The following is a 21,762-nucleotide window of genomic DNA, read 5'->3' as shown; positions in this document are numbered from 1 at the left end:
CTGCAGGGGGGACCCTGTGGGAGAGTAGGACGCCGCCGAACAATTTTTGGGAAAACCCCCGCATCACACGATGCGGGGGTTTTCTGCGTTCAGGGTCCGTGGAGATGATCGGGCCTTTCCCAGAGCCCAGATCACCTCACAAACGACCTCACAAACGGCCCGCCGTCTTCAGCGCCAAATAGGCGTCCGCTAGCGCCGGGGCCAAGTCGTCCGGTGTGGCGTCGACGACTGTGACGCCGTGACGGCGGAGTTTTTCGGCGGTGCGATCGCGTTCTGACTGGGCCTGGGCCGCGGCGGCAGCTTCGTAGACGGACTCCGCGTTTCCACGGGCTCTGGCCATGCCGGCGATGTACGGGTCCGCTACCGATGCCACGAGGACGGTGTGGCGCTGGGTGAGCTGCGGCAGGAGGGGGAGCAGACCTTCCTCCATCGGGGCCGCGTCGAGAGTGGTCAGCAGGACGATCAGGGAGCGGCGCGGGGCCGTACGGAGTGCTGTGGCCGTGAGGCCTCGGGCGTCCGTTTCCACGAGTTCCGGTTCCAGTGTCGCCATGGCGTCGACCAGCGCGGGGAGGACGTCGCTTGCCGTACGGCCCTGGACGAGGGCGCGTAGGCGGCGGTCGTAGGCGAGGAGGTCCACGCGGTCGCCGGCGCGGGAGGCGAGGGCGGCCAGGAGGAGTGCGGCGTCCATGGAGGCGTCGAGGCGTGGGGCATCGCCCACGCGGCCCGCGGAGGTACGGCCGGTGTCGAGAACCAGGAGGATGTGCCGGTCGCGCTCGGGGCGCCAGGTGCGGACGGCGACTGTGGACTGGCGGGCTGTGGCGCGCCAGTCGATCGAGCGGGTGTCGTCGCCGGGGACGTACTCGCGGAGGCTGTCGAACTCCGTGCCTTGGCCGCGGATGAGGACGCTGGTGCGGCCGTCGAGTTCGCGGAGCCGGGCGAGCTTCGAGGGGAGGTGCTTTCGGCTGGTGAAGGGGGGCAGGACGCGTACGGTCCAGGGGACCTTGTGGGTGCCCTGGCGGGTGAAGAGGCCCAGCGGGCCGTAGGAGCGGATGGTCACCCGGTCTGCTTGGCGGTCGCCGCGGCGGGTGGGGCGGAGGCGCGTGGTGACGCGTCGGCGTTCGCCCGGGGGGATGGTGAGGCGGTGGCGGGACGCGGCCACTTCGGTGCCGGGCTGCCAGCTGCTCGGCGGCCATGCGTCGCGCAGGTGGGCGCGTAGCGGGCGGCGGGACGGGTTGGTGACCGTGAGGGTGACATCTGCGGTGTCGCCCAGGCGCGTGGAGGTGTCGCCTGAGCGGGTGAGGCCCATGCGTCGTACCGGTGCCGCGAGGGCGAAGTCGCAGGCACAGGCGATGGCCAGCGGGCCGTTCACGGCGAGGATGCCCGTCCAGCTGGGTTCCCAGATGCCGACGGGGAGGGAGCCTAGGGCCGCCAGAAGGGCGGCGCGTCCGGTGAGTGCCATCAGCGGGGGACGGGGACGTGGGCGAGGATCGCGTTGATGACCGAGTCGGCGGTCACGCCTTCCATTTCGGCCTCCGGGCGGAGCTGGACGCGGTGGCGGAGGGTGGGGAGGGCCAGGGCTTTGACGTCGTCGGGGATGACGTAGTCGCGGCCGGTCAGCCAGGCCCAGGCGCGGGACGTCGCGAGCAGGGCGGTGGCGCCGCGCGGGGAGACGCCGAGGGTGAGGGACGGCGATTCGCGCGTGGCTCGGCAGATGTCGACGACGTAGGCGGTGATCTCGGGGGAGACCGTGGTCTTGGCTACGGCCGCGCGGGCGGCTTCGAGGTCGGCGGGGCCGGCCACCGGGCGTACGCCGGCGGCGCGGAGGTCGCGCGGGTTGAAGCCCTGGGCGTGCCGCGTGAGGACGTCGATCTCGTCCTGGCGGGAGGGGAGCGGGATCGTCAGCTTGAGGAGGAAACGGTCCAGCTGGGCTTCGGGGAGGGGGTAGGTGCCTTCGTACTCGACCGGGTTCTGGGTCGCTGCGACCAGGAACGGCTCAGGGAGCGGGCGGGGGATGCCGTCGACGGTGACCTGGCGTTCCTCCATGGCTTCCAGGAGAGACGACTGGGTCTTGGGGGGCGTGCGGTTGATCTCGTCGGCGAGGAGGAGGTTGGTGAAGACCGGGCCGGGCTGGAAGGAGAACTCGGCGGTGTGGGCGTCGTAGACGAGGGAGCCGGTGACGTCGCTCGGCATCAGGTCCGGGGTGAACTGGACGCGCTTGGTGTCGAGTTCCAGTGCGGATGCGAGGGCGCGGACGAGCAACGTTTTGGCGACCCCAGGGACTCCTTCCAGTAGAACGTGTCCGCGGCAGAGGAGGGCGACGACGAGGCCGGTCACGGCGGGGTCCTGGCCGACCACGGCCTTGGCGATCTCGGCGCGCAGGGCTTCCAGGGCGGCTCGGGCGTCGCCCGGGTGCCCGGTCTGCCCGGCGTTGTCAGTGGTCGGGTCCATCATGGACGGCGTACCTCTCTTTCGAGGGCGTCGAGTTGGTCGGCGAGTGCGATGAGGGCCGCGTCGTCGCTGGGCGGCGGGCCGAAGAGCAGGGAGTGCAGGGGCTGTCCGTCGCCGTGGAGGTGCGCGGACAGTGCGGGGAGCAGGGCTTCGGGCGTGTGGGCCTGGGCCACGGGGACGCCTACGAGGGGGGCGAGGCGCGTGCGGGTGGTGGAGCGGAGAGCGGCGGCCGCGCGGTCGCGGGCGTTCGCTTTGCGGTAGAGGCGGGCGCGGCCTTCGACCGTTTCGGAGGCGCGGATCGCGACGGGGAGTTTTTCGGGCACGAGAGGGCCGAGTCGGCGTGCCCGCCACAGGGCGGCGAGGGCCGCGGCGATGAAGAGCTGGAGGGTGCCCCAGAGCCAGCCCGAGGGGAGCAGGTCCATGAGGCTCTTCTCTTCGCCGGGCTCGGTGGCGGAGGTGTCGGAGAGCGAGGGGAGGTACCAGACCAGATGGGGGCGGGAGCCGAGGAGTTGGAGGGCGAGCGAGGCGTTGCCCTGCTCGTCGAGGCGTTCGTTGTGGAGGATGTCGGGCGCGCCGAGGACGACGGTGTCGCCGCTCCCGGAGGGGTGCGGGACGCGGATCAGGGTGGCCAGGCGCTCGCTGGGGTAGCACTCGTCGGCGTCGAGACGGGTGGTGGTGTAGCGGATGCCGCCGGTGTCGGCGGTGCCGGCGCGGCGGGCGGCGGGCAGGTCGCAGTCGGGGGAGAGGGTCGACTCCGGACTGGTGGCGGGGTCCGCGGTGACACCCGGGGCGAGTCGTTCGACGGAGGCGCTGCCGGCGGCGACGAGGACGGTGCGGCCGTCGGATTCGGCGATGGCGCTGTGCAGCCGGTTCTGCTGGTCGGCGGTCAGGAGGTCGGGGACGGCGACCAGGAGGGTGGTGTCGGGGGCGGCTGCGGCGCGGGCCTCGTCCAGGGTGGTGACCACGCGGGTGGACACGCCCCGGTCGGCCAGGAGTTCGGCGACGGCGCGGCTGCCCTGCCGGTCGGCGGAGCGTGGGTCGAGGTTGCCGTGCCGGGTGTCGGAGCGGATGACGGCGATGGTCACGGCGGCCGCCAGGAGCAGGACGAGGGCGAGGACGACGCCTCGCGCGCGCGTCCACACCTGGCGGGCGGTGGGCGAGGCCGAGGTGGCCGGGAGCGTGGCGTCGGTGGTCATCCGGCGCTCCCCTGGCTGGTGTGGTGGGGCGGTGTGCTCTGCTCGCTGCTGTTCGGGAGCCGGGGCTTGGTGCGCTCCAGGTCGCGGTCGAGGTCGGCGACGCGCTGGTACGACGCCTGGGTCGCCGTCCGGCCGCCGTATGTCACGTCGTCGAAGTCGCGGGCGGCGGCGCGCAGTCGGTCGGCGTGGGAGGGCAGTGCGCGGCCCGCCTCCGCTGCGGCCTCGTCGGCCGTGCGGCCGGGGCGGGGGTCGAGGAGGGCGCGTTCCTCCAGGGAGCGGACGATCGCCCGCATGCGTTCCTGGACGGCCTGGTTCCAGTGGCCTTGGGCGGCATGGGCTTCGGCGGTGGCGCGGTGTTCGGCCGCGCTGCGGGGGCTGTCGTCGAACAGGGCGGCGGCGGAGGTGGGCCGGCGGCGGGGGGTCCCCAGGCGCCACCACAGGGCACCGAGGACGGCGAGTACGGCGAGGATGACGACCATGAGGCCCACCGTTCCGCCGGGGGTGGCGGACGAGGCGGCACCGAACAGGTCGGCGACCCAGTCCCAGAAGGCCTCGAGGGCCCGTTCGAAGAAGCCGGGGTCGTCCTCGTGGTACATGCGCTTGGACAGCTCGCGCCGGGCGGCCTCCCGCGCGGGGTCGCGCGGGATCGTCACCGGAGGTTCGTCTTCGGAGAGCGCCAGCGACAGGACGGACAGGTCGCCGTGCGGCGGCCGCACGGCCGGGTCGCCGGAGGGCAACCAGGCGCGTACGGCCGCTTCCGCGGCGCGGGGCAGTGCCGGCACCGTTGAGAGGCCTTCCCCCGTCAGGCTCACCGCATCAGCTCCCTGGGGTGCCGGGGGAGCCCGGACCGTAGCCCTGGACGCCGGCGGCGCGGGCCAGTTCGAGGTCGAGGGCCTCGCGGCGGATGCGCTGGTCGATGTAGAGGAGCACGGTGACGCCGGCCGTGATCGGGAAGGTGATCGTGGAGCCGATCACCGAGCCGATGCCGCTGATGACGAGGAACGTCCAGCCGAAGTCACCGGTGCTGTTCACGAAGCCGCTGATGCCGTCGTCGCTGAGCGCGGCGGCGAGGAACGTGAACGGGATGACGACGATCGCGGCGACGATGTTGGCGATGATCGTGGCGAGCAGCTGGATGCCGAAGACCCGCCACCAGGAGCCGCGCACCAGCTTCGTGGACCGGCTCATCGCCTTGGTGATGCCCTGCTTCTCCAGCATCAGGGCCGGAGAGGCCAGGGAGAAGCGGATCATCAGCCACACGGCGACGACGGCGCCGGCGAGGCTGCCGAAGACGGCGAGCGCGGCACCGCCTTCACCGCCGCCCGCGACGGTCACGAGGATGCCGGGGAGCGCGCCCGCGAGCGCGATGCCGACAGCGATGAGCAGCAGCAGGAAGATCAGGCCGAAGAGCTTGGCGATCTGCGGGCGGGCGTCGCGCCAGGCCTCACCGGTCGTGACCGGCTTGCCGAGCACCGCGCGGCTGGTGACGGTGGTCAGCAGGGCCGTCGCTGCGACGGTGCCGACCAGCGAGATCACGAAGAGGACGCCGGAGCTGAGCATGGTGTTGCCCATGGCCTCGGCCACCTCGTCGAGGGTGGCGCTCGGGTCGCCGAGGGCGTCGGTGTCGGCGTAGTCGTCCAGGACCAGGCCCTGGAGCAGGATGACGACGATCTCGGTGACGACCGCGACGGTGAGCGAGATACCGAGGACCGTGCGCCAGTAGGTGCGCATGGTGGACACGGCGCCGTCGAGGATCTCGCCCACCCCGAGCGGGCGCAGCGGGATCACGCCGGGCTTGGCGGCGGGCGGGGGGCCGCCCCAGGGGGCTCCCCAGCCGCCGTAGCCGCCGGGGCCCTGCCAGTTGCCGCCACCGGGGCCGCCGGGGGGCGGAGCGCCCCAGCCCGGGCCGGGCGGCGGGGGCGGCGGGGTCTGGCCCGGCGGCGGAGGGCCGGCGGGCGCGGACCACTGGGCGGGTGGCGGCTGCTGCTTGGACCACTGCGCGCCGGAGTCCTGTGGCTGGGCGCCAGGCTGCTGCGAGGGCTGCTCGGGGCCAGGCCGGTCGGCCGGTCCGGTGGGGCCGGGCGTGCCGGGCTCGTGCCCGTCGGACGGGGAGGATCCGGGCGAGGCCCAGCCCGGAGTGTCGTTCATCGTCGCTCCTTCACGGTGCCCGTCCGCGGTCGCGGCGGCAGGTTGGCAGACATCGTGCCATGGAGTGGTCTGCGGGGGACCGGCCGCGGTGCGGGCTGCACACCTTCAATTGTCCGCCGGATAGTGGGCAGACTGACGGCATGGCTGATCAGCAGGCGCAATCCGGCGAGGACAAGCGGGCGACCGAGGTACCGGTGCTGCGATGGGAGGAGCCACCCGAGGGCCCTGTCCTGGTGCTTCTGGACCAGACAAGGCTGCCGAGCGAGGAGGTCGAACTGGTCTGCACGGACGCTCCCGCGCTGGTGGAGGCGATCCGGTCGCTTGCCGTCCGCGGGGCGCCGGCGCTCGGGATCGCGGGGGCGTACGGCGTCGCGCTCGCCGCCGCGCGGGGGTTCGACGTGGACGAGGCGGCGCTCGCGCTGGCGGGTGCCCGGCCGACCGCGGTGAACCTCTCCCTCGGGGTGCGCCGGGCGCAGAACGCCTACCACGCGGCCCTGGCCCGCGGCGGCGATGCCGGGGAGGCGGCCGCGGCGGCCCTGGCGGCGGCGCGGCAGCTGCACCGCGAGGACGCCGAGGCCAGCGTGCGGATGGCCGAGCACGGGCTGGCGCTGCTGGACGAGCTGCTGCCCGGCGGGGGCCACCGGATCCTCACCCACTGCAACACCGGGTCGCTGGTGTCGGGCGGGGACGGGACGGCGTTCGCGGTGGCGCTGGCGGCGCATCGGCAGGGGCGGCTGCGGCGGCTGTGGGTGGATGAGACCCGCCCGTTGTTGCAGGGCGCCCGGCTGACGGCGTACGAGGCGGCGCGCAGCGGCATGGCGTACACCTTGCTCACCGACAACGCGGCGGGGTCCCTGTTCTCCGCCGGTGAGGTGGACGCGGTGCTGATCGGGGCCGATCGGATCGCGGCCGACGGGTCGGTGGCGAACAAGGTGGGGAGCTATCCGCTGGCGGTGCTCGCGCGCTACCACCACGTGCCGTTCGTCGTGGTGGCGCCGGTGACGACGGTGGATCCGAGCACGCCGGACGGGGCGGCCATCGAGGTCGAGCAGCGTCCGGGGTACGAGGTGACGGAGGTGATGGCACCCCAGGTGCAGGTGTCGGGAGCGGGCGGCGGGGTTCCGGTGGCGCCGCTGGGGACGCAGGCGTACAACCCGGCGTTCGATGTGACGCCGCCCGAACTGGTGACGGCGATCGTCACGGAGGAGGGTGTCGTGTCCCCTGTGACCGCTGAGGCGCTGGCCGAGCTGTGCGGGAAGGGGCGGGGCGGGCAGGGCTGACCGGGCCGGGGGCTCTCCCGGGTGTCGTGAGCCGTACTGCCGGTTCATGACACCTCGTCTCCGCGTCGCGTCGCGGGGCCGTGGGTGGTCCTGGCGCTCGGGGAGGCAGACAGTAGCGACGATGTACGACTATCGTCACTGGCCAGTGAGCTGCCTCACCTGGATCTTCGCCACCGTTATGAGAATGGGATGATGTCGTTTATGAAGGGACGAGTCCTTGTCGTCGACGACGACACCGCACTGGCCGAGATGCTCGGCATTGTGCTGCGTGGTGAAGGTTTTGAGCCGTCTTTCGTAGCCGACGGCGACAAGGCGCTGGCCGCTTTCCGGGAGACCAAGCCCGATCTGGTGCTGCTGGACCTGATGCTGCCCGGCCGGGACGGCATCGAGGTGTGCAGGCTGATCCGGGCTGAGTCCGGGGTGCCGATCGTGATGCTCACGGCGAAGAGCGACACCGTCGATGTCGTCGTGGGCCTCGAGTCGGGCGCCGACGACTACATCGTCAAGCCGTTCAAGCCGAAGGAGCTGGTGGCTCGTATCCGGGCGCGGCTTCGCAGGTCGGAGGAGCCGGCGCCGGAGCAGCTCGCCATCGGTGACCTGGTCATCGACGTGGCCGGTCACTCCGTGAAGCGGGACGGGCAGTCGATCGCGCTGACGCCGCTGGAGTTCGACCTGCTGGTGGCGCTGGCGCGCAAGCCGTGGCAGGTGTTCACCCGTGAGGTCCTGCTGGAGCAGGTGTGGGGCTACCGGCACGCGGCGGACACGCGGCTGGTCAACGTCCATGTGCAGCGACTGCGCTCCAAGGTCGAGAAGGATCCGGAGCGGCCGGAGATCGTGGTGACCGTCCGTGGTGTCGGCTACAAGGCCGGGCCGAGCTGACATGTCCGGGGACAGTGCCGCTTCGGCGCCCGGCCGGTCCGGGGCCCGCGCGGGGCGGCCTGTCGGCCGGAAGGCGGCGGGCTCCCGCTGGGGAAGGTTTCTGGAGGGCGGGCTGCTGCAGGGCGGAGTCCAGGGCAGCCCGGTCCTCCGTCTGTTCATGCGCTGGGTGCGCCGGCCGCTGCTGCCGGTGATGCGGCTGTGGCGGCGCAACATCCAGCTGAAGGTCGTCGTCACGACGCTGCTGATGTCGCTGGGCGTCGTGCTGCTGCTGGGCTTCGTGGTGATCGGGCAGGTGCGCAACGGCCTGCTGGACGCCAAGGTGAACGCGTCGCAGAGCCAGGCCACGGGTGGCTTCGCGGCGGCCAAGCAGCGGGCCGAGGAGGCGGCGAGCGGGGCCCCCGACGATGCCGCCGTGGTGGACGGACGGTCCTCCCAGAACGTCATCCAGTGGATGAGTGACCTGGTCACGTCCCTGTCCAGTGGCGGCCAAGGCGCCTTCGACGTCGTGACGCTGCCTGCCGGGGACGACACCGGGGGCGGGCGCGGTCCGCGTGCCTCCGGTGGGGTCAATCCCAACAAGAGCGTGCCCGAGGAGCTGCGTGAGCGGGTCACCAGCGGGCCGGGCGCGTATCAGAGCTACACCCGCATCGTCTACGGGCCCAACACGGAGTCTCAGCCCGCGCTGATCATCGGCAAGCAGGTCAAGGACCCGAACGGCGATCCGTACCAGCTGTACTACCTCTTCCCGCTGACGCAGGAGGAGGACTCTCTGAGCCTGGTCAAGGGGACGCTGGCGACGGCCGGGCTGTTCGTCGTCGTCCTTCTCGGGGCGATCGCCTGGCTGGTGGTGCGCCAGGTCGTCACGCCCGTACGGATGGCCGCCGGTATCGCCGAGCGGCTGTCGGCGGGGCGGCTCCAGGAGCGGATGAAGGTCACCGGCGAGGACGACATCGCGCGGCTCGGCGAGGCCTTCAACAAGATGGCGCAGAACCTGCAGCTGAAGATCCAGCAGCTGGAGGACCTGTCGCGGATGCAGCGGCGGTTCGTGTCCGACGTGTCGCATGAGCTGCGGACGCCGCTGACGACCGTGCGGATGGCCGCCGACGTCATCCACGAGGCGCGCGAGGACTTCGACCCGGTGACCGCGCGGTCGGCGGAACTGCTCGCCGATCAGCTGGACCGGTTCGAGTCGCTGCTGTCGGACCTGCTGGAGATCAGCCGCTTCGACGCCGGTGCGGCGGCGCTGGAGGCCGAGCCGATCGACCTCAGGGAGGTCGTCCGGCGGGTCGTCGGCGGGGCCGAGCCGCTGGCCGAGCGCAAGGGCTCGCGGATCCGGATCGTGGGCGACCAGCAGCCCGTCGTCGCCGAGGCGGACGCCCGGCGGCTGGAGCGCGTGCTGCGCAACCTCGTCGTCAACGCCGTGGAGCACGGTGAGGGCAAGGATGTCGTCGTCAAGCTCGCCGCGGCGGGCGGGGCGGTCGCGGTCGCCGTACGCGACTACGGTGTCGGGCTCAAGCCCGGTGAGGCGACCCGGGTCTTCAACCGGTTCTGGCGGGCCGATCCGGCCCGCGCGCGGACGACGGGCGGTACGGGCCTGGGCCTGTCCATCGCCCTGGAGGACGCCCGGCTGCACGGCGGCTGGCTGCAGGCGTGGGGTGAGCCGGGCGGTGGCTCGCAGTTCCGGCTGACCCTGCCGCGGACCGCGGACGAGCCACTGCGGGGCTCGCCGATACCGCTGGAGCCCAAGGACTCGCGGCGTAATCGCGGCCTGGACGACGCGGGTCTGCCGCGCGGAGGCGAGAAGAGCGCCACCGTGCCCGCGCAGACCTCGGCCGGCGGGCCGGTGCGGCCGCTCGACGCGATCGGCCCGCGGCTGTCCGCCGTGGCCACGGCCGACCCGACGGCGCTGCCCGGGAACGGCGCGCGCGTGGTGCCCCGGCCGATGGGAGGGGCACGCCGGCCGGACGAGACGGCGCCCGATCCGAGCGCGAGCCGTCCGTCGGACGCGGAGCCGGATGAGTCGAACGAGCAAGGGGAGGCAACTCGTGGGCGCTGACCGCGAGGGGGGCGCCCGGCGCACGCCGGCGCGCGCGGTGGCGTACATCGCTTGTGGCGTCGTCCTGCTGGCAGGGTGCGCCTCGATGCCCGACCACGGGGATCTGCGCGATGTCGAGTCCACGCCGCGGCAGGACACGCAGGTGCGGGTGTTCGCCGTACCGCCGTCGGAGGACGCCCTGCCGCCGCAGATCGTGCAGGGCTTCCTGGAGGCGTTGACCAGCGACGATCCCAACTACGAGACGGCGAAGCAGTATCTGACCGACGCGGCCAGGGAGTCCTGGAGGCCGAAGCGGGCCACCACGGTGCTCGCCAACGCGCCGGGTATCGAGGTCGATTGGGCGGCCAACAAAGAAGACAGCGACACCTTCGCGTTCCTGCTGACCGGCGCCAAGGTCGCCACCGTGGACGCGGAGCAGTCGTACGCGCCCGCGAGTGGGGCCTACAACCAGCAGGTCCGGCTCAAGAAGGAGAAGAAGAGCGGGCAGTGGCGCATCGACCGGCTGCCGCAGGGCGTAGTGCTCGGTCAGTCGGACTTCCAGCGGAACTACATGTCCGTCAACAAGTACTACCTGGCGTCGAATACCCCGTCCGGCACGTCCGCGCAGCTCGCCGCGGTCGCCGATCCCGTCTATGTGCGCCAGCGCGTGGACGCCACGACGCAGGTGGTGCGTTCGCTGCTCGACGGGCCGACCCGCTGGCTCGATCCGGTGGTCCGGTCGAGCTTCCCCACGGGGACGCAACTGAAGAAGGGCGCGGCCTCGCTGACGCCCGATGAACACAACAAGCTGACCGTGCCGTTGAACGACAAGGCCGCCCGGGTCGGGCTGGCCAAGTGCAACGAGATGGCGGCCCAGTTGCTGTTCACCTTGCAGGACCTCACCCCCGCGGTGGACGAGGTCGAGTTGCGGGCGGGGGACGCGGAGCTGTGCGCGCTCGACGCGGACGAGGCCACGGCGGTCGCCACGCGCGGGCCGGTGCGAAGCCCCGAGTACCTGTACTTCCTCGACGGCGAACGGCGCGTGGTGCGGATCCGCAGCAGCAGCAAGACCGCCGGTGCGGAGCCGGTGCCGGGCCCGCTGGGCGAGGGCACGAGGAGTCTGCGCTCGGTGGCGGTGTCGCGCGACGAGCGCAGCGGGGCCGGAGTCTCCCTGGACGGCAAGGAGTTGTACGTCGCGAGGATGGAGCCGGGCGCTCTGCTCGGAGAGCCGGTGCTGACCAGTGCGGGCAAGACCGAGGACGACCGGCTGACCACACCCAGCTGGGACGAGCAGGGCAATCTGTGGATCGCCGACCGCGACCCCGGGCACGCGCGGCTGCTGCTCCTCCAGGCGGGCAAGGGCGAACCGCTGGAGGTGGAGATCCCTGCCCTCGACGGACGCATCAAGTCGGTGCGGGTCGCCGCCGACGGCGTACGGATCGCATTGATCGTGGAGAACGACGGCGAACAGTCCCTGCTCGTCGGGCGGATCGACCTCGACGAGAAGGTCGGCCAGCGGTCGGCGGTGACGGTGCGCGAACTGCGCAACGCCGCGCCTGAGTTGGAGGAGGTCACCACCATGTCGTGGAGTGGTGACGGCCGGCTCGTGATGGTCGGGCGCGCGAAGGGGGGCGTGTTGCAGATGCGGTACGCCCAGGTCGACGGCTCCACGCCGAAGGGGCCCGCGCCGGATGCCCTGACCGGGGTGAAGGAGATCAGCGCCTCCGAGGACGAGCGGCTGCCGCTGGTGGCGTACTCGGACGACGGGATCGTGCGGCTGCCGTCGGGGGCGCAGTGGCAGACGGTGGTCAAGGAGGGGTCGGCGCCGGTTTATCCGGGGTGAGGGCGGGTCCTTCCTGTTCCCAGACGGCCGTTCGCGTGCGGGGTGACCCGGCGGGGCGGCCGTTTCGGCTGTTCGGGGCGGGGCGGGGCGGGGCGGTGGAGTGGGGTCGGTGTCGTTGCCCCGAGTGGATGACTCGAGTGGCTGAGCCGGGTGGCTGACCCGGGTGGGTGAGGGGCGTCCCGGCTGGGCGTGGAGTTTTCCACAGGCGGTTTTCCGCAGGGGTGGCCGGTCGGTGCGGGGGTTGGCAGAGTGGTCCCCATGCGGGGGTGGTGGCGGGACCTCACCGACTTGGTGCTGCCGGCCGAGTGCGGGGGCTGTGGCAGGCCTCGTACGGTGCTCTGCCCGGAGTGCCGTGCAGCGCTGAGCGGGGCCGCACCGTGCCGGGTGCGGCCGGTGCCGGAGCCGCCGGGGCTCCCGGTCGTGCACGCGGCCGCGCGGTATGGGGACGAGGTGCGGGCCGTGCTGCTGGCCCACAAGGAGAGGGGTGCCCTGGCGCTGTCCGGGCCGCTCGGCGGGGCTCTGGCGGGAGCCGTGCGGGCGGGACTGCGGGAGGCGTGCGGGAGTGGCGGTGGTTCGGCCGGTCGGGTGAGGCCGCGGGCCTCCGGTGCTCCGGTGCTGCTCGTGCCCGTCCCGTCGGCGCGCGGGGCGGTGCGGGCGCGGGGGCATGATCCGGTGTGGCGGATCGCCCTCGCCGCGGCCGGGGAGCTACGGCGGACGGGGACGCCGGCCCGGGTGCTCGCCGTGCTGCGGCAGCGGCGGGCGGTCGCCGACCAGTCGGGGCTCGACTCCCGGCAGCGGCTGGACAACCTCGCGGGCGCGCTGGCCGTGGCACCCGGTGGTGCGCGGCTGCTCGAGGGCGGGCCGGTGGTCCTGGTCGACGACCTGATGACGACGGGCGCGTCCCTGACGGAGGCGGCGCGCGCGGTGCGGGAGGTGCGGGCGGCTCGGGCGGGCGGAGCGGCCGGATGTGGGCACCCGAGGGATGGGATCCCCGGAGAACGCGTGTCGGTTGTGTACGGGAGAGGAAGTCGGGAAAGGACTGGGGCACGGACGGCTGGACCCATGAAAGGGGGCGCGGACCGGAAGCGGGTCGGCCAGGGAATGACGGGGCCGGAGGGGGCCGGGGAAGTGATCTGCGCGGCGGTGATCGCAGCAACGCCGGATTCTTTCGAAATAAACCGGAACTGACTGCGAAGTCGCATCGTTGCAGGTAGTGAGAGGGCCAATACACCTGAACGGAGGTACGCCGCGGTAGAGGGTGACGACATCCGTCCAGGCGAGATATGTTCGGTTGTGAGGGAAAGCCGCAGGCCACACCTCTCGTATCCGAATGCCGTGCCGCGTGATTTCCGCAATCACCCAGTCGGCCGGGGTGCAGATCTCGCCCATGGGGGAGGAGGAGGTGGACGTCACCGAGTCCGAGGTTCCGGGGCTCACCGGGACCTGGTGCACAAGGGAGATGCTCCGCAGCTGAAGCGGAGTGATCCGGGAACGGAGTTCTGCGTGGACATCGTCGTCAAGGGCCGCAAGACCGAGGTGCCCGAGCGGTTCCGCAAGCACGTGGCCGAGAAGCTGAAGCTGGAGAAGATCCAGAAGCTCGATGCCAAGGTGATCAGCCTCGACGTCGAGGTGTCCAAGGAGCCCAACCCCCGACAGGCCGACCGTTGCGACCGGGTGGAGATCACGCTCCGCTCCCGCGGTCCGGTGATCCGGGCGGAGGCAGCGGCCAACGATCCGTATGCGGCGCTCGACCTGGCCGCCGAGAAGCTGGAAGCCCGGCTGCGCAGGCAGCACGACAAGCGGCACACGCGCCGCGGTGTCCGTCGGCTCACCGCCGCCGAGGTCCCCCACCACGTTCCGGGCGCGGCAACGCTCAACGGCAACGGCCACACCGTCGCGGCGGACGAGCCGGAAGGCGTGCCGACCAAGAGGATCGGCTCGCTCGAGGTACAGGGCGAGGGCCCCCTCGTCGTCCGCGAGAAGACGCACGTCGCCGCCCCGATGACTCTCGACCAGGCGCTCTACGAGATGGAGCTGGTCGGGCACGACTTCTACCTGTTCGTCGACTCCGAAACCAAGGAACCGAGTGTCGTCTACCGGCGGCACGCGTACGACTACGGCGTGATCCATCTCAGGACGGACACGATGGTCACCGAGCCGCACTCGCCGGAGGCGGGCGGTTCGCTGGGCGGCTGACCTTCCCGGACGACAGCTGATCCGGTGCCCCTGGAGCGTGTGTGCGCCCCCAGGGGCACCTGTGTGCCACCGATGCGACCGTTATGCCACCGGTGTACGACCACTTCGCCCACCGCTTCGTCACCGTGGTGCCGTCCGGGCATGAAATCATGGCCGCAACGGCCCAACCGGTGGGCTGTTGCCTTGGGTTGGCGATGGCACGGGACCACAGGCCTAAGCCTTCAGGGGGAGGAACGATGGCGGACAGCTTCGGACCGATGCAGGCCGAGGGGGCCGGCGACGGCCCGGACGGCAGGGGTCCCGACGCGGGCTCTTCACGCGAGGAGCCGATCCGCGTCCTGGTCGTGGACGACCACGCCCTCTTCCGCCGGGGCCTGGAGATCGTGCTCGCGGCCGAGGAGGACATCCAGGTCGTCGGCGAGGCGGGGGACGGCGCCGAGGCGGTGGAGAAGGCCGCGGATCTGCTGCCCGACATCGTCCTGATGGACGTACGGATGCCCAAGCGGGGCGGGATCGAGGCGTGCACCTCCATCAAGGAGGTGGCGCCGAGCGCCAAGATCATCATGCTGACGATCAGCGACGAGGAAGCCGATCTCTACGACGCGATCAAGGCCGGCGCGACCGGATATCTGCTCAAGGAGATCTCGACGGACGAGGTGGCCACCGCCATTCGGGCGGTGGCCGACGGGCAGTCGCAGATCAGCCCCTCGATGGCGTCGAAGCTGCTCACCGAGTTCAAGTCGATGATCCAGCGGACGGACGAGCGCCGGCTGGTGCCCGCGCCGCGGCTCACCGACCGGGAACTGGAAGTGCTCAAACTCGTGGCGACCGGGATGAACAACCGGGATATCGCCAAGGAGTTGTTCATCTCCGAGAACACCGTGAAGAACCATGTGCGCAACATCCTGGAGAAGCTGCAGCTGCACTCCAGGATGGAGGCCGTGGTCTACGCGATGCGGGAGAAGATCCTCGAGATCCGGTGAGGACGGCGGTCGGGTTCAGGTCAGGGCTCGGGCCAGTTCCCTGATGAGGGGGGCGCGCAGGTCGGGGGCGTTCACCTGTTCCACGCGCACGTTGGTGCAGTTCACCCAGCTCGCCGCTTCCAGCAGGGCCTGGGCCACCGCCGGGACCGCCTTCGGGCCGTCCAAGGTGACCTGCTTGGCGACCAGGGTGCGGCCCTCGCGGGCCGGGTCGACGCGGCCGACCAGCCGGCCGCCGGCCAGGACCGGCATCGCGAAATAGCCGTAGACCCGCTTCGGCTTCGGGACGTACGCCTCCAGGCGGTGGGTGAAACCGAAGATCCGCTCCGTCCGGGCGCGCTCCCAGATCAGGGAGTCGAAGGGGGAGAGGAGCGTGGTGCGGTGGCGGCCGCGCGGGGGTGTGGCCAGGGCCTCGGGGTCCGCCCAGGCCGGCTTGCCCCAGCCCTCCACCGTGACCGGGATCAGGCCGGAGTCGGCGATCACCGCGTCGACCTGGTCGCCCTTCAGGCGGTGGTAGTCGGCGATGTCGGCGCGGGTGCCGACGCCGAGGGCCTCGCCGGCCAGGCGGACCAGGCGGCGGAGGCATTCGGTGTCGTCCAGGTCGTCGTGCAGGAGGGCGGCCGGGACGGCGCGTTCGGCGAGGTCGTAGACGCGCTTCCAGCCGCGGCGGGTCACGCAGACGACCTCGCCGTACATCAGGGCGCGTTCGACGGCGACCTTTGAGCCGGACCAGTCCCACCAGTCGCTGGTCTTCTTCGCGCCGCCCAACTCCGTGGCGGTCAGGGGGCCTTCGGCGCGGAGCTGTTTGATCACCTGGTCGTAGGCGCCGTCCGGGAGCTCGTGGTTCCAGTGGGGGCGGTTGCGGTAGGCGCGGCGGCGGAAGGCGAAGTGGGGCCACTCCTCGATGGGGAGGATGCAGGCGGCGTGCGACCAGTACTCGAAGGCGTGGGTGTCCTTCCAGTAGGCGTTCTCCACCGCGGTGCGGCCCACGGCGCCGAGGCGGGCGTAGGGGACCAGCTCGTGGGAGCGGGCCAGGACCGAGATGGTGTCGAGTTGCACCGCGCCGAGGTGACGGAGGAGGCCGCGGACGCCGGCGCGGCGGTTGGGGGTGCCGAGGAGGCCCTGGGCTCGTAGGGCGATGCGGCGGGCTTCGTCTGCGGAGAGGGTGGTGGTCGGGCGCGGGGTCGTCATGGCGTCGAACGATAGGGGGTGGGACTGACAGTGGGCGGTGAGCTGGGGATTTGTTGTGCCCCACGGTGGCGGGCGGTGGGGCGGCCGTGGGTGTCGGGCGGTGTCAGGGGGTGGGGCGGGACGGTAGGTAGGGGGCCGTTGAGGGGAGGGCGAGGTCTGAGGGGAGGAGGGAGGCCAGCCAGCAGTCGCGGCGGATGCCGTTGTTGTTGAGCGCGGCGCGGAGGGTGCCTTCGAGGCTGAAGCCGGCTCGTTCGGCCACCGCGCGGGAGGCGGTGTTGCCTACTTCCGCGCGCCATTCGAGGCGGTCCACGGGGATGGCGGTGAAGGCCCAGTGGGAGACGGCCCGGGTGGCCTCGGTGATGTAGCCGTTGCCGCGGTGGCGCTTGGTCGCCCAGAAGCCCAGTTCGGCGGTGCCCAGGGAGCGCATGGTGATGCCGAGCATGCCGACGAGGTCACCGTCGGGGAGAAAGGCGCCGAACGTGAACATCGAGGAGGCCGCCCAGCCGTCGGGGACCTGCTGGGCGACGAAGGTCTCCGCGTGTTCCGGGAGGTACGGGGAGGGGATCGTGGTCCAGCGCTGGATGTCGGGGTCCTGACAGGCCGCGTACACGGCGTCCGTGTCGTCCGGGCCGACCGTGCGCAGCAGGAGGCGGGCGGTGGGGATCGTGACGGGGTCCATCGGATGATTCTGGTGGGGATGGAGTGGCAGGGCATCCGGTTTTCCCCGGTCCCGCCACCGTTTGATTCCGCGACCCCGCCACCGTTTGATTCGGCGGTCCCCCACCGTTTGATGCCCTGGCCCCGCCACCGCTTGATTCCCTGGCCCCGCCACCGTTTGATCAGCGAACGTGGAATTCGGCGGGGCCGTGCGGCACCATCCGCGGCTCCCGGCCGTTGTCCCCTCTGAAGGCAGAATCGCAGCCGATGTGCGGCAGTGGCCGCTGTCGTCGCGGCAGGCCTCCCGGCGTGGCCGGGTCCTCGCATACGATGGCCGTTGCTCAGTACGTCAGAAGGAAACCGACCGTCCCAGGCCCGACCGGCAAGGAGACCAACCCCCGTGTCCGTCCTCTCGAAGATCATGCGTGCAGGCGAAGGCAAGATCCTGCGCAGGCTGCACCGCATCGCGGACCAGGTCAACTCCATCGAAGAGGACTTCGTCGACCTCTCCGACGCCGAGCTGCGGGCCCTCACCGATGAGTACAAGCAGCGGTACGCCGATGGGGAGACTCTGGATGATCTGCTTCCCGAGGCCTTCGCCACCGTGCGCGAAGCCGCCAAGCGCGTCCTCGGGCAGCGGCACTACGACGTGCAGCTGATGGGTGGCGCCGCCCTGCACCTGGGCTACGTCGCCGAGATGAAGACCGGTGAGGGCAAGACCCTGGTCGGCACCCTGCCCGCGTATCTGAACGCTCTCTCCGGTGACGGTGTTCATCTGATCACCGTCAATGATTACCTGGCCGAGCGTGACTCCGACATGATGGGGCGCGTCCACAGGTTCCTGGGCCTGTCCGTCGGCTGCATCCTCGCCAACATGACGCCGGCCCAGCGCCGCGAGCAGTACGCGTGCGACATCACGTACGGCACGAACAACGAGTTCGGCTTCGACTATCTGCGCGACAACATGGCGTGGTCGAAGGACGAACTCGTCCAGCGCGGGCACAACTTCGCCATCGTCGACGAGGTCGACTCGATTCTCATCGACGAAGCCCGTACGCCGCTGATCATCTCCGGTCCGGCCGACCAGGCCACCAAGTGGTACGGCGACTTCGCCAAGCTGGTCACCCGCCTCAAGCGCGGTGAGGCCGGCCAGCCCCTCAAGGGCATCGAGGAGACCGGCGACTACGACGTCGACGAGAAGAAGCGCACGGTCGCCATCCACGAGTCCGGCGTCAGCAAGGTCGAGGACTGGCTGGGCATCGACAACCTGTACGAGTCGGTGAACACCCCGCTCGTCGGTTACCTGAACAACGCCATCAAGGCCAAGGAACTCTTCAAGAAGGACAAGGACTACGTCGTCATCGACGGCGAAGTCATGATCGTCGACGAGCACACCGGCCGTATCCTCGCCGGCCGCCGCTACAACGAGGGCATGCACCAGGCGATCGAGGCGAAGGAAGGGGTGCCGATCAAGGACGAGAACCAGACGCTCGCCACGATCACCCTCCAGAACTTCTTCCGCCTCTACAACAAGCTCTCCGGCATGACCGGTACGGCGATGACCGAGGCCGCCGAGTTCCACCAGATCTACAAGCTCGGCGTGGTCCCGATCCCGACCAACAAGCCGATGATCCGCAAGGACCAGTCGGACCTGATCTACCGCACCGAGGTCGCGAAGTTCGACGCGGTCGTCGACGACATCGCGGAGAAGCACGAGAAGGGCCAGCCGATCCTCGTCGGTACGACGTCGGTCGAGAAGTCCGAATATCTGTCGCAGCAGCTGAGCAAGCGCGGCATCCAGCACGAGGTGCTGAACGCCAAGCAGCACGACCGTGAGGCGTCGATCGTCGCCCAGGCCGGGCGCAAGGGCGCCGTGACCGTCGCCACGAACATGGCCGGTCGTGGTACGGACATCAAGCTCGGCGGCAACCCCGAGGACCTGGCCGAGGCGGAGCTGCGCCAGCGCGGTCTCGACCCCGAGGAGCACATCGAGGAGTGGGCCCACGCCCTGCCCGAGGCGCTCAAGCGGGCCGAGGAGGCCGTCAAGGCCGAGAAGGAGGAGGTCGAGCGGCTCGGCGGCCTCTACGTGCTGGGCACCGAGCGGCACGAGTCCCGCCGTATCGACAACCAGCTGCGTGGTCGGTCGGGTCGTCAGGGCGACCCTGGCGAGTCGCGCTTCTACCTCTCCCTCGGCGACGACCTGATGCGGCTGTTCAAGGCCCAGATGGTCGAGCGTGTGATGTCCATGGCCAACGTGCCGGACGACGTGCCGATCGAGAACAAGATGGTCACCCGCGCGATCGCGTCCGCCCAGTCGCAGGTCGAGCAGCAGAACTTCGAGACCCGTAAGAACGTCCTGAAGTACGACGAGGTCCTCAACCGCCAGCGCGAGGTCATCTACGGCGAGCGGCGCCGCGTCCTGGAGGGCGAGGACCTGCACGAGCAGATCCAGCACTTCATGGACGACACGATCGACGCCTACGTCGCCGCGGAGACCGCCGAGGGCTTCGCCGAGGAGTGGGACCTGGACCGGCTGTGGGGCGCGTTCAAGCAGCTCTACCCGGTGAAGGTCACCATCGAGGAGCTGGAGGAGGCGGCCGGCGACCGCGCGGGTCTGACCGCCGAGTTCATCGCCGAGTCCATCAAGGACGACATCCACGCGCAGTACGAGGCGCGTGAGGCGCAGCTCGGCTCCGAGATCATGCGTGAGCTGGAGCGCCGGGTCGTGCTGTCGGTCCTGGACCGCAAGTGGCGCGAGCACCTCTACGAGATGGACTACCTCCAGGAGGGCATCGGCCTGCGCGCGATGGCGCAGAAGGACCCGCTGGTCGAGTACCAGCGCGAGGGCTTCGACATGTTCCAGGCCATGATGGAGGGCATCAAGGAGGAGTCCGTCGGCTACCTGTTCAACCTGGAGGTCCAGGTCGAGCAGCAGGTCGAGGAGGTCCCGGTCGAGGAAGCCAAGCCGGAGCTGACCAAGCAGGACGCCGTGCCGGCGCAGGCGGGCGCGCGCCCGGAGATCCGCGCCAAGGGCCTGGAGGCCCCGCAGCGGCGGAACCTGCACTTCACCGCGCCGACCGTGGACGGCGAGGGCGGCACCATCGAGGGCGACTTCGCCGAGGACGAGCCGGTGCGCTCCTCCGCCGACGGCCTCACCCGCGCGGAGCGGCGCAAGCAGGCCAAGGGCGGGCGGCGCCGTAAGAAGTGACGCCGGCGTAGCGTCGTAGGGCTGAAGGGCCGGGATCACCCTCTGGGGTGCCCGGCCCTTCGGCATGCCGGTCGGTCCCGGTCAGTCGTCGTCGTCCGTGCGAGGGCCGCGCGGGCCGTCCAGTTCCACCGCCGTGCAGCGCCAGCGGTGGTCCCGGCCCAGTTCCAGGCGGAAGGCCATGGCGCGCAGCCGGTCGCCCGTGCCGATGCGGGCGAAGGCCTCGAAGGCGCCGGGGCGGGGCACGTAGTAGCCGACGTCACGGACCACGGGGCACGGGCCCGGGGCGCGCAGTGGGCCGGTCTCGGCGAGGCGGGCCAGGTCGTCGTAGGCGCGTCCGACGGTGTACCGGAGCATGGAGTGGACCGGGCGCCGGCCGCTGAGGACCAGTACGAGGCGGTCGGCGAAGACGTCGGTGGGGCGGGGCTGCGGGACCGGGCGGCGCGGGGTCTGCCGCGGGACCCTTAGGGGCGCGGGAGGGGCGGCCGTGCGGAGACCGTCGGAGGGGGGTCCGTAGGGGGTCTGGGGGCGGGCGCCCGTGGGTGTGGTGCCGGGCGTCCGGGGTGCGGTGCGGGGCCTCTGGGGGCCGGTTTCGGGTGCCCTGCGGGGCATCGGCGGGCGAGGGCCGGTGGGTGCGGTGCCGGGGGCCGGTGGGCGGGTGCCGGCCGGGGCCGTACGTGGCATCGGGGCGCGGGTGGTGTCCGCCGGGGCCGTGCGGGGTGTGTCCGGACGCCAGGCGCGGGGCGGAGGGCCGCCCGGGCGGCGCGTGTCGCGGCGGGTGTCGCGGCGGGTCGGTGGGCGGGTGCCGGGGCGGGCGGCCGGGTGGTGCTGGGCCCTGGTCATGACCTTGTTCATGGGATCCCCGTTCGCTGAGCCCGGGAGATACCGGGCAGTAACTTGCTGGTGGGTGATCTTGTACGGGGCCATGGAGGGGTCGGCAAGGCGGGCGCAAGTCGGGGCCGGGCGCCGGAGGGGTTCACCTATCCGGGTGGTCATGGCGGCGGAAGTGCTGGTGGACGCGGTGCGGTGGGTGAATTTCCGGGCGTCGGATGGACGGCTTCCGGGGTACGGGCAGGGACTCGAAAGGGGACGCCCGCACGTATCCTGAAGGCTCTCCCAAGCCTTGCGGGGCCCTCCGACCACGAAAGCGGCCAGCCATGCGCGTCTACGTCCCCCTGACCCTCCCCGGTCTCGCCGAGGCGTACAAGACGGGAGAGCTCGGGGCCGGGCCGCTCGTCGCGTACGCCGTCACGCCCGCGTTGCGCGAGTGGTACCTGTCCGACGACATCGAGGAGCTGGAGTACGCGGCGCTCAGCCGGGCCGCGCTGGCCTCGCTGCGGCTGCTCGCGGCGGACGCCGGGGCACCGCGCCGGCGGGTCGTGGTCGCCGTCGACGTGCCCGACGGCGCGGCGTCCGCCGACCCCGGCCGGGGGCTCGATCCGGCGGCGCTCGGCGAGGTCCGGGTCGCCGGGCCCGTACCGCTGGCCAAGGCGGCCTCCGTGCACGTCGACGCCGGGGACGCGGAGGCGGACGTGGCCGCGGCGGCGCAGGCGCTGGAGGCGGCGGACGGCGGGGACGACGACGCGCAGTTCGTGGTGGACGGGGCCGAGGACCACGAGCTGCTCTGGTACGCCACGCAGGAGATCCCGAATCTGGTGGGGCTGGGGGACTGACCCGAACCGGGCCGTCACCTGGGCATCTCTT

At 71.5% G+C, this 21,762-nt stretch carries 18 protein-coding genes; 10 read left to right on the top strand and 8 right to left on the bottom strand.

Annotated features, from left to right (window positions below; all coding sequences use genetic code 11):
* Positions 1 to 148: 148 nt before the first annotated feature.
* Genes ACZ42A_RS17600 through ACZ42A_RS17580 form a run of 5 tightly spaced genes read right to left on the bottom strand, consistent with a single transcriptional unit; the run spans position 149 to position 5,792 of the window.
* Complete coding sequence (locus ACZ42A_RS17600; protein ID WP_468528087.1) at positions 149 to 1,459, bottom strand: DUF58 domain-containing protein; 1,311 nt, start codon at positions 1,457 to 1,459, stop codon at positions 149 to 151.
* On the bottom strand, positions 1,459 to 2,448 hold the full coding sequence (locus tag ACZ42A_RS17595) for an AAA family ATPase (RefSeq protein ID WP_468528106.1): 990 nt from the start codon (positions 2,446 to 2,448) through the stop codon (positions 1,459 to 1,461). The genes ACZ42A_RS17600 and ACZ42A_RS17595 overlap by 1 nt, the downstream gene beginning before the upstream one ends.
* Positions 2,448 to 3,644 (bottom strand): DUF4350 domain-containing protein, encoded by a 1,197-nt coding sequence (locus ACZ42A_RS17590; protein WP_468528086.1) that lies wholly within the window; start codon positions 3,642 to 3,644, stop codon positions 2,448 to 2,450. Before ACZ42A_RS17590 ends, ACZ42A_RS17595 begins: the two co-directional genes overlap by 1 nt.
* Complete coding sequence (locus ACZ42A_RS17585; RefSeq protein WP_468528085.1) at positions 3,641 to 4,456, bottom strand: DUF4129 domain-containing protein; 816 nt, start codon at positions 4,454 to 4,456, stop codon at positions 3,641 to 3,643. The genes ACZ42A_RS17590 and ACZ42A_RS17585 overlap by 4 nt, the downstream gene beginning before the upstream one ends.
* A 4-nt stretch (positions 4,457 to 4,460) precedes the next feature.
* Entirely contained in the window at positions 4,461 to 5,792 is a 1,332-nt protein-coding gene (locus ACZ42A_RS17580) for a DUF7847 domain-containing protein (protein WP_468528084.1), read from the bottom strand.
* A gap of 140 nt (positions 5,793 to 5,932) precedes the next feature.
* On the opposite strand from ACZ42A_RS17580, the gene mtnA reads away from it, so the two are divergent.
* From mtnA to ACZ42A_RS17540, 8 genes are all read left to right on the top strand, one after another.
* A complete protein-coding gene (mtnA, locus tag ACZ42A_RS17575; protein ID WP_468528083.1) occupies positions 5,933 to 7,072 on the top strand; it encodes an S-methyl-5-thioribose-1-phosphate isomerase in 1,140 nt (379 codons plus the stop codon).
* A gap of 189 nt (positions 7,073 to 7,261) precedes the next feature.
* Positions 7,262 to 7,951 carry a two-component system response regulator MtrA gene (gene mtrA, locus ACZ42A_RS17570; RefSeq protein ID WP_015659998.1) on the top strand — a complete coding sequence of 230 codons (690 nt, stop codon included), beginning with the start codon at positions 7,262 to 7,264 and terminating at the stop codon, positions 7,949 to 7,951.
* Between the two features lies 1 nt (position 7,952).
* The gene (mtrB, locus tag ACZ42A_RS17565; RefSeq protein WP_468528082.1) at positions 7,953 to 10,007 is read left to right on the top strand and encodes an MtrAB system histidine kinase MtrB; all 2,055 of its coding nucleotides are present in this window, start codon (positions 7,953 to 7,955) and stop codon (positions 10,005 to 10,007) included.
* Positions 9,997 to 11,829: an LpqB family beta-propeller domain-containing protein gene (locus ACZ42A_RS17560; RefSeq protein WP_468528081.1), complete on the top strand. Its 1,833-nt coding sequence runs from the start codon at positions 9,997 to 9,999 to the stop codon at positions 11,827 to 11,829. The genes mtrB and ACZ42A_RS17560 overlap by 11 nt, the downstream gene beginning before the upstream one ends.
* A 258-nt stretch (positions 11,830 to 12,087) precedes the next feature.
* Positions 12,088 to 13,017 carry a ComF family protein gene (locus ACZ42A_RS17555; protein ID WP_468528080.1) on the top strand — a complete coding sequence of 310 codons (930 nt, stop codon included), beginning with the start codon at positions 12,088 to 12,090 and terminating at the stop codon, positions 13,015 to 13,017.
* A 154-nt stretch (positions 13,018 to 13,171) separates the two neighbouring features.
* Positions 13,172 to 13,303, top strand: a complete 132-nt coding sequence (locus ACZ42A_RS17550; protein WP_468528079.1) for a hypothetical protein — start codon at positions 13,172 to 13,174, stop codon at positions 13,301 to 13,303.
* 29 nt (positions 13,304 to 13,332) lie between these two features.
* Complete coding sequence (gene hpf, locus ACZ42A_RS17545; RefSeq protein WP_468528078.1) at positions 13,333 to 14,025, top strand: ribosome hibernation-promoting factor, HPF/YfiA family; 693 nt, start codon at positions 13,333 to 13,335, stop codon at positions 14,023 to 14,025.
* 236 nt (positions 14,026 to 14,261) lie between these two features.
* A complete protein-coding gene (locus tag ACZ42A_RS17540; protein WP_468528077.1) occupies positions 14,262 to 15,008 on the top strand; it encodes a response regulator in 747 nt (248 codons plus the stop codon).
* A gap of 15 nt (positions 15,009 to 15,023) precedes the next feature.
* Here the strand turns inward: ACZ42A_RS17540 and ACZ42A_RS17535 are convergent, their stop codons facing one another.
* Both ACZ42A_RS17535 and ACZ42A_RS17530 read right to left on the bottom strand, forming a co-directional pair.
* Positions 15,024 to 16,196, bottom strand: coding sequence for a winged helix-turn-helix domain-containing protein (locus tag ACZ42A_RS17535; protein ID WP_468528076.1), 1,173 nt, complete (start codon positions 16,194 to 16,196; stop codon positions 15,024 to 15,026).
* Between the two features lie 103 nt (positions 16,197 to 16,299).
* Positions 16,300 to 16,875: a GNAT family N-acetyltransferase gene (locus ACZ42A_RS17530; RefSeq protein WP_468528075.1), complete on the bottom strand. Its 576-nt coding sequence runs from the start codon at positions 16,873 to 16,875 to the stop codon at positions 16,300 to 16,302.
* Positions 16,876 to 17,253: 378 nt separating this feature from the next.
* Between ACZ42A_RS17530 and secA the strand changes: the two genes are divergently transcribed.
* Complete coding sequence (secA, locus tag ACZ42A_RS17525) at positions 17,254 to 20,061, top strand: preprotein translocase subunit SecA (RefSeq protein WP_468528074.1); 2,808 nt, start codon at positions 17,254 to 17,256, stop codon at positions 20,059 to 20,061.
* An 81-nt stretch (positions 20,062 to 20,142) separates the two neighbouring features.
* Here secA and ACZ42A_RS17520 read toward each other — a convergent pair whose 3' ends face one another.
* On the bottom strand, positions 20,143 to 20,913 hold the full coding sequence (locus ACZ42A_RS17520; RefSeq protein WP_468528073.1) for an Rv3235 family protein: 771 nt from the start codon (positions 20,911 to 20,913) through the stop codon (positions 20,143 to 20,145).
* A 302-nt stretch (positions 20,914 to 21,215) separates the two neighbouring features.
* Here ACZ42A_RS17520 and ACZ42A_RS17515 point away from each other — a divergent pair, with 302 nt between their 5' ends.
* Complete coding sequence (locus tag ACZ42A_RS17515) at positions 21,216 to 21,731, top strand: DUF6912 family protein (protein WP_468528072.1); 516 nt, start codon at positions 21,216 to 21,218, stop codon at positions 21,729 to 21,731.
* Positions 21,732 to 21,762: the final 31 nt, after the last annotated feature.

This window comes from Streptomyces sp. NPDC030838 (assembly GCF_055572035.1).
This window is presented reverse-complemented; position numbering and strand designations above follow the sequence as displayed.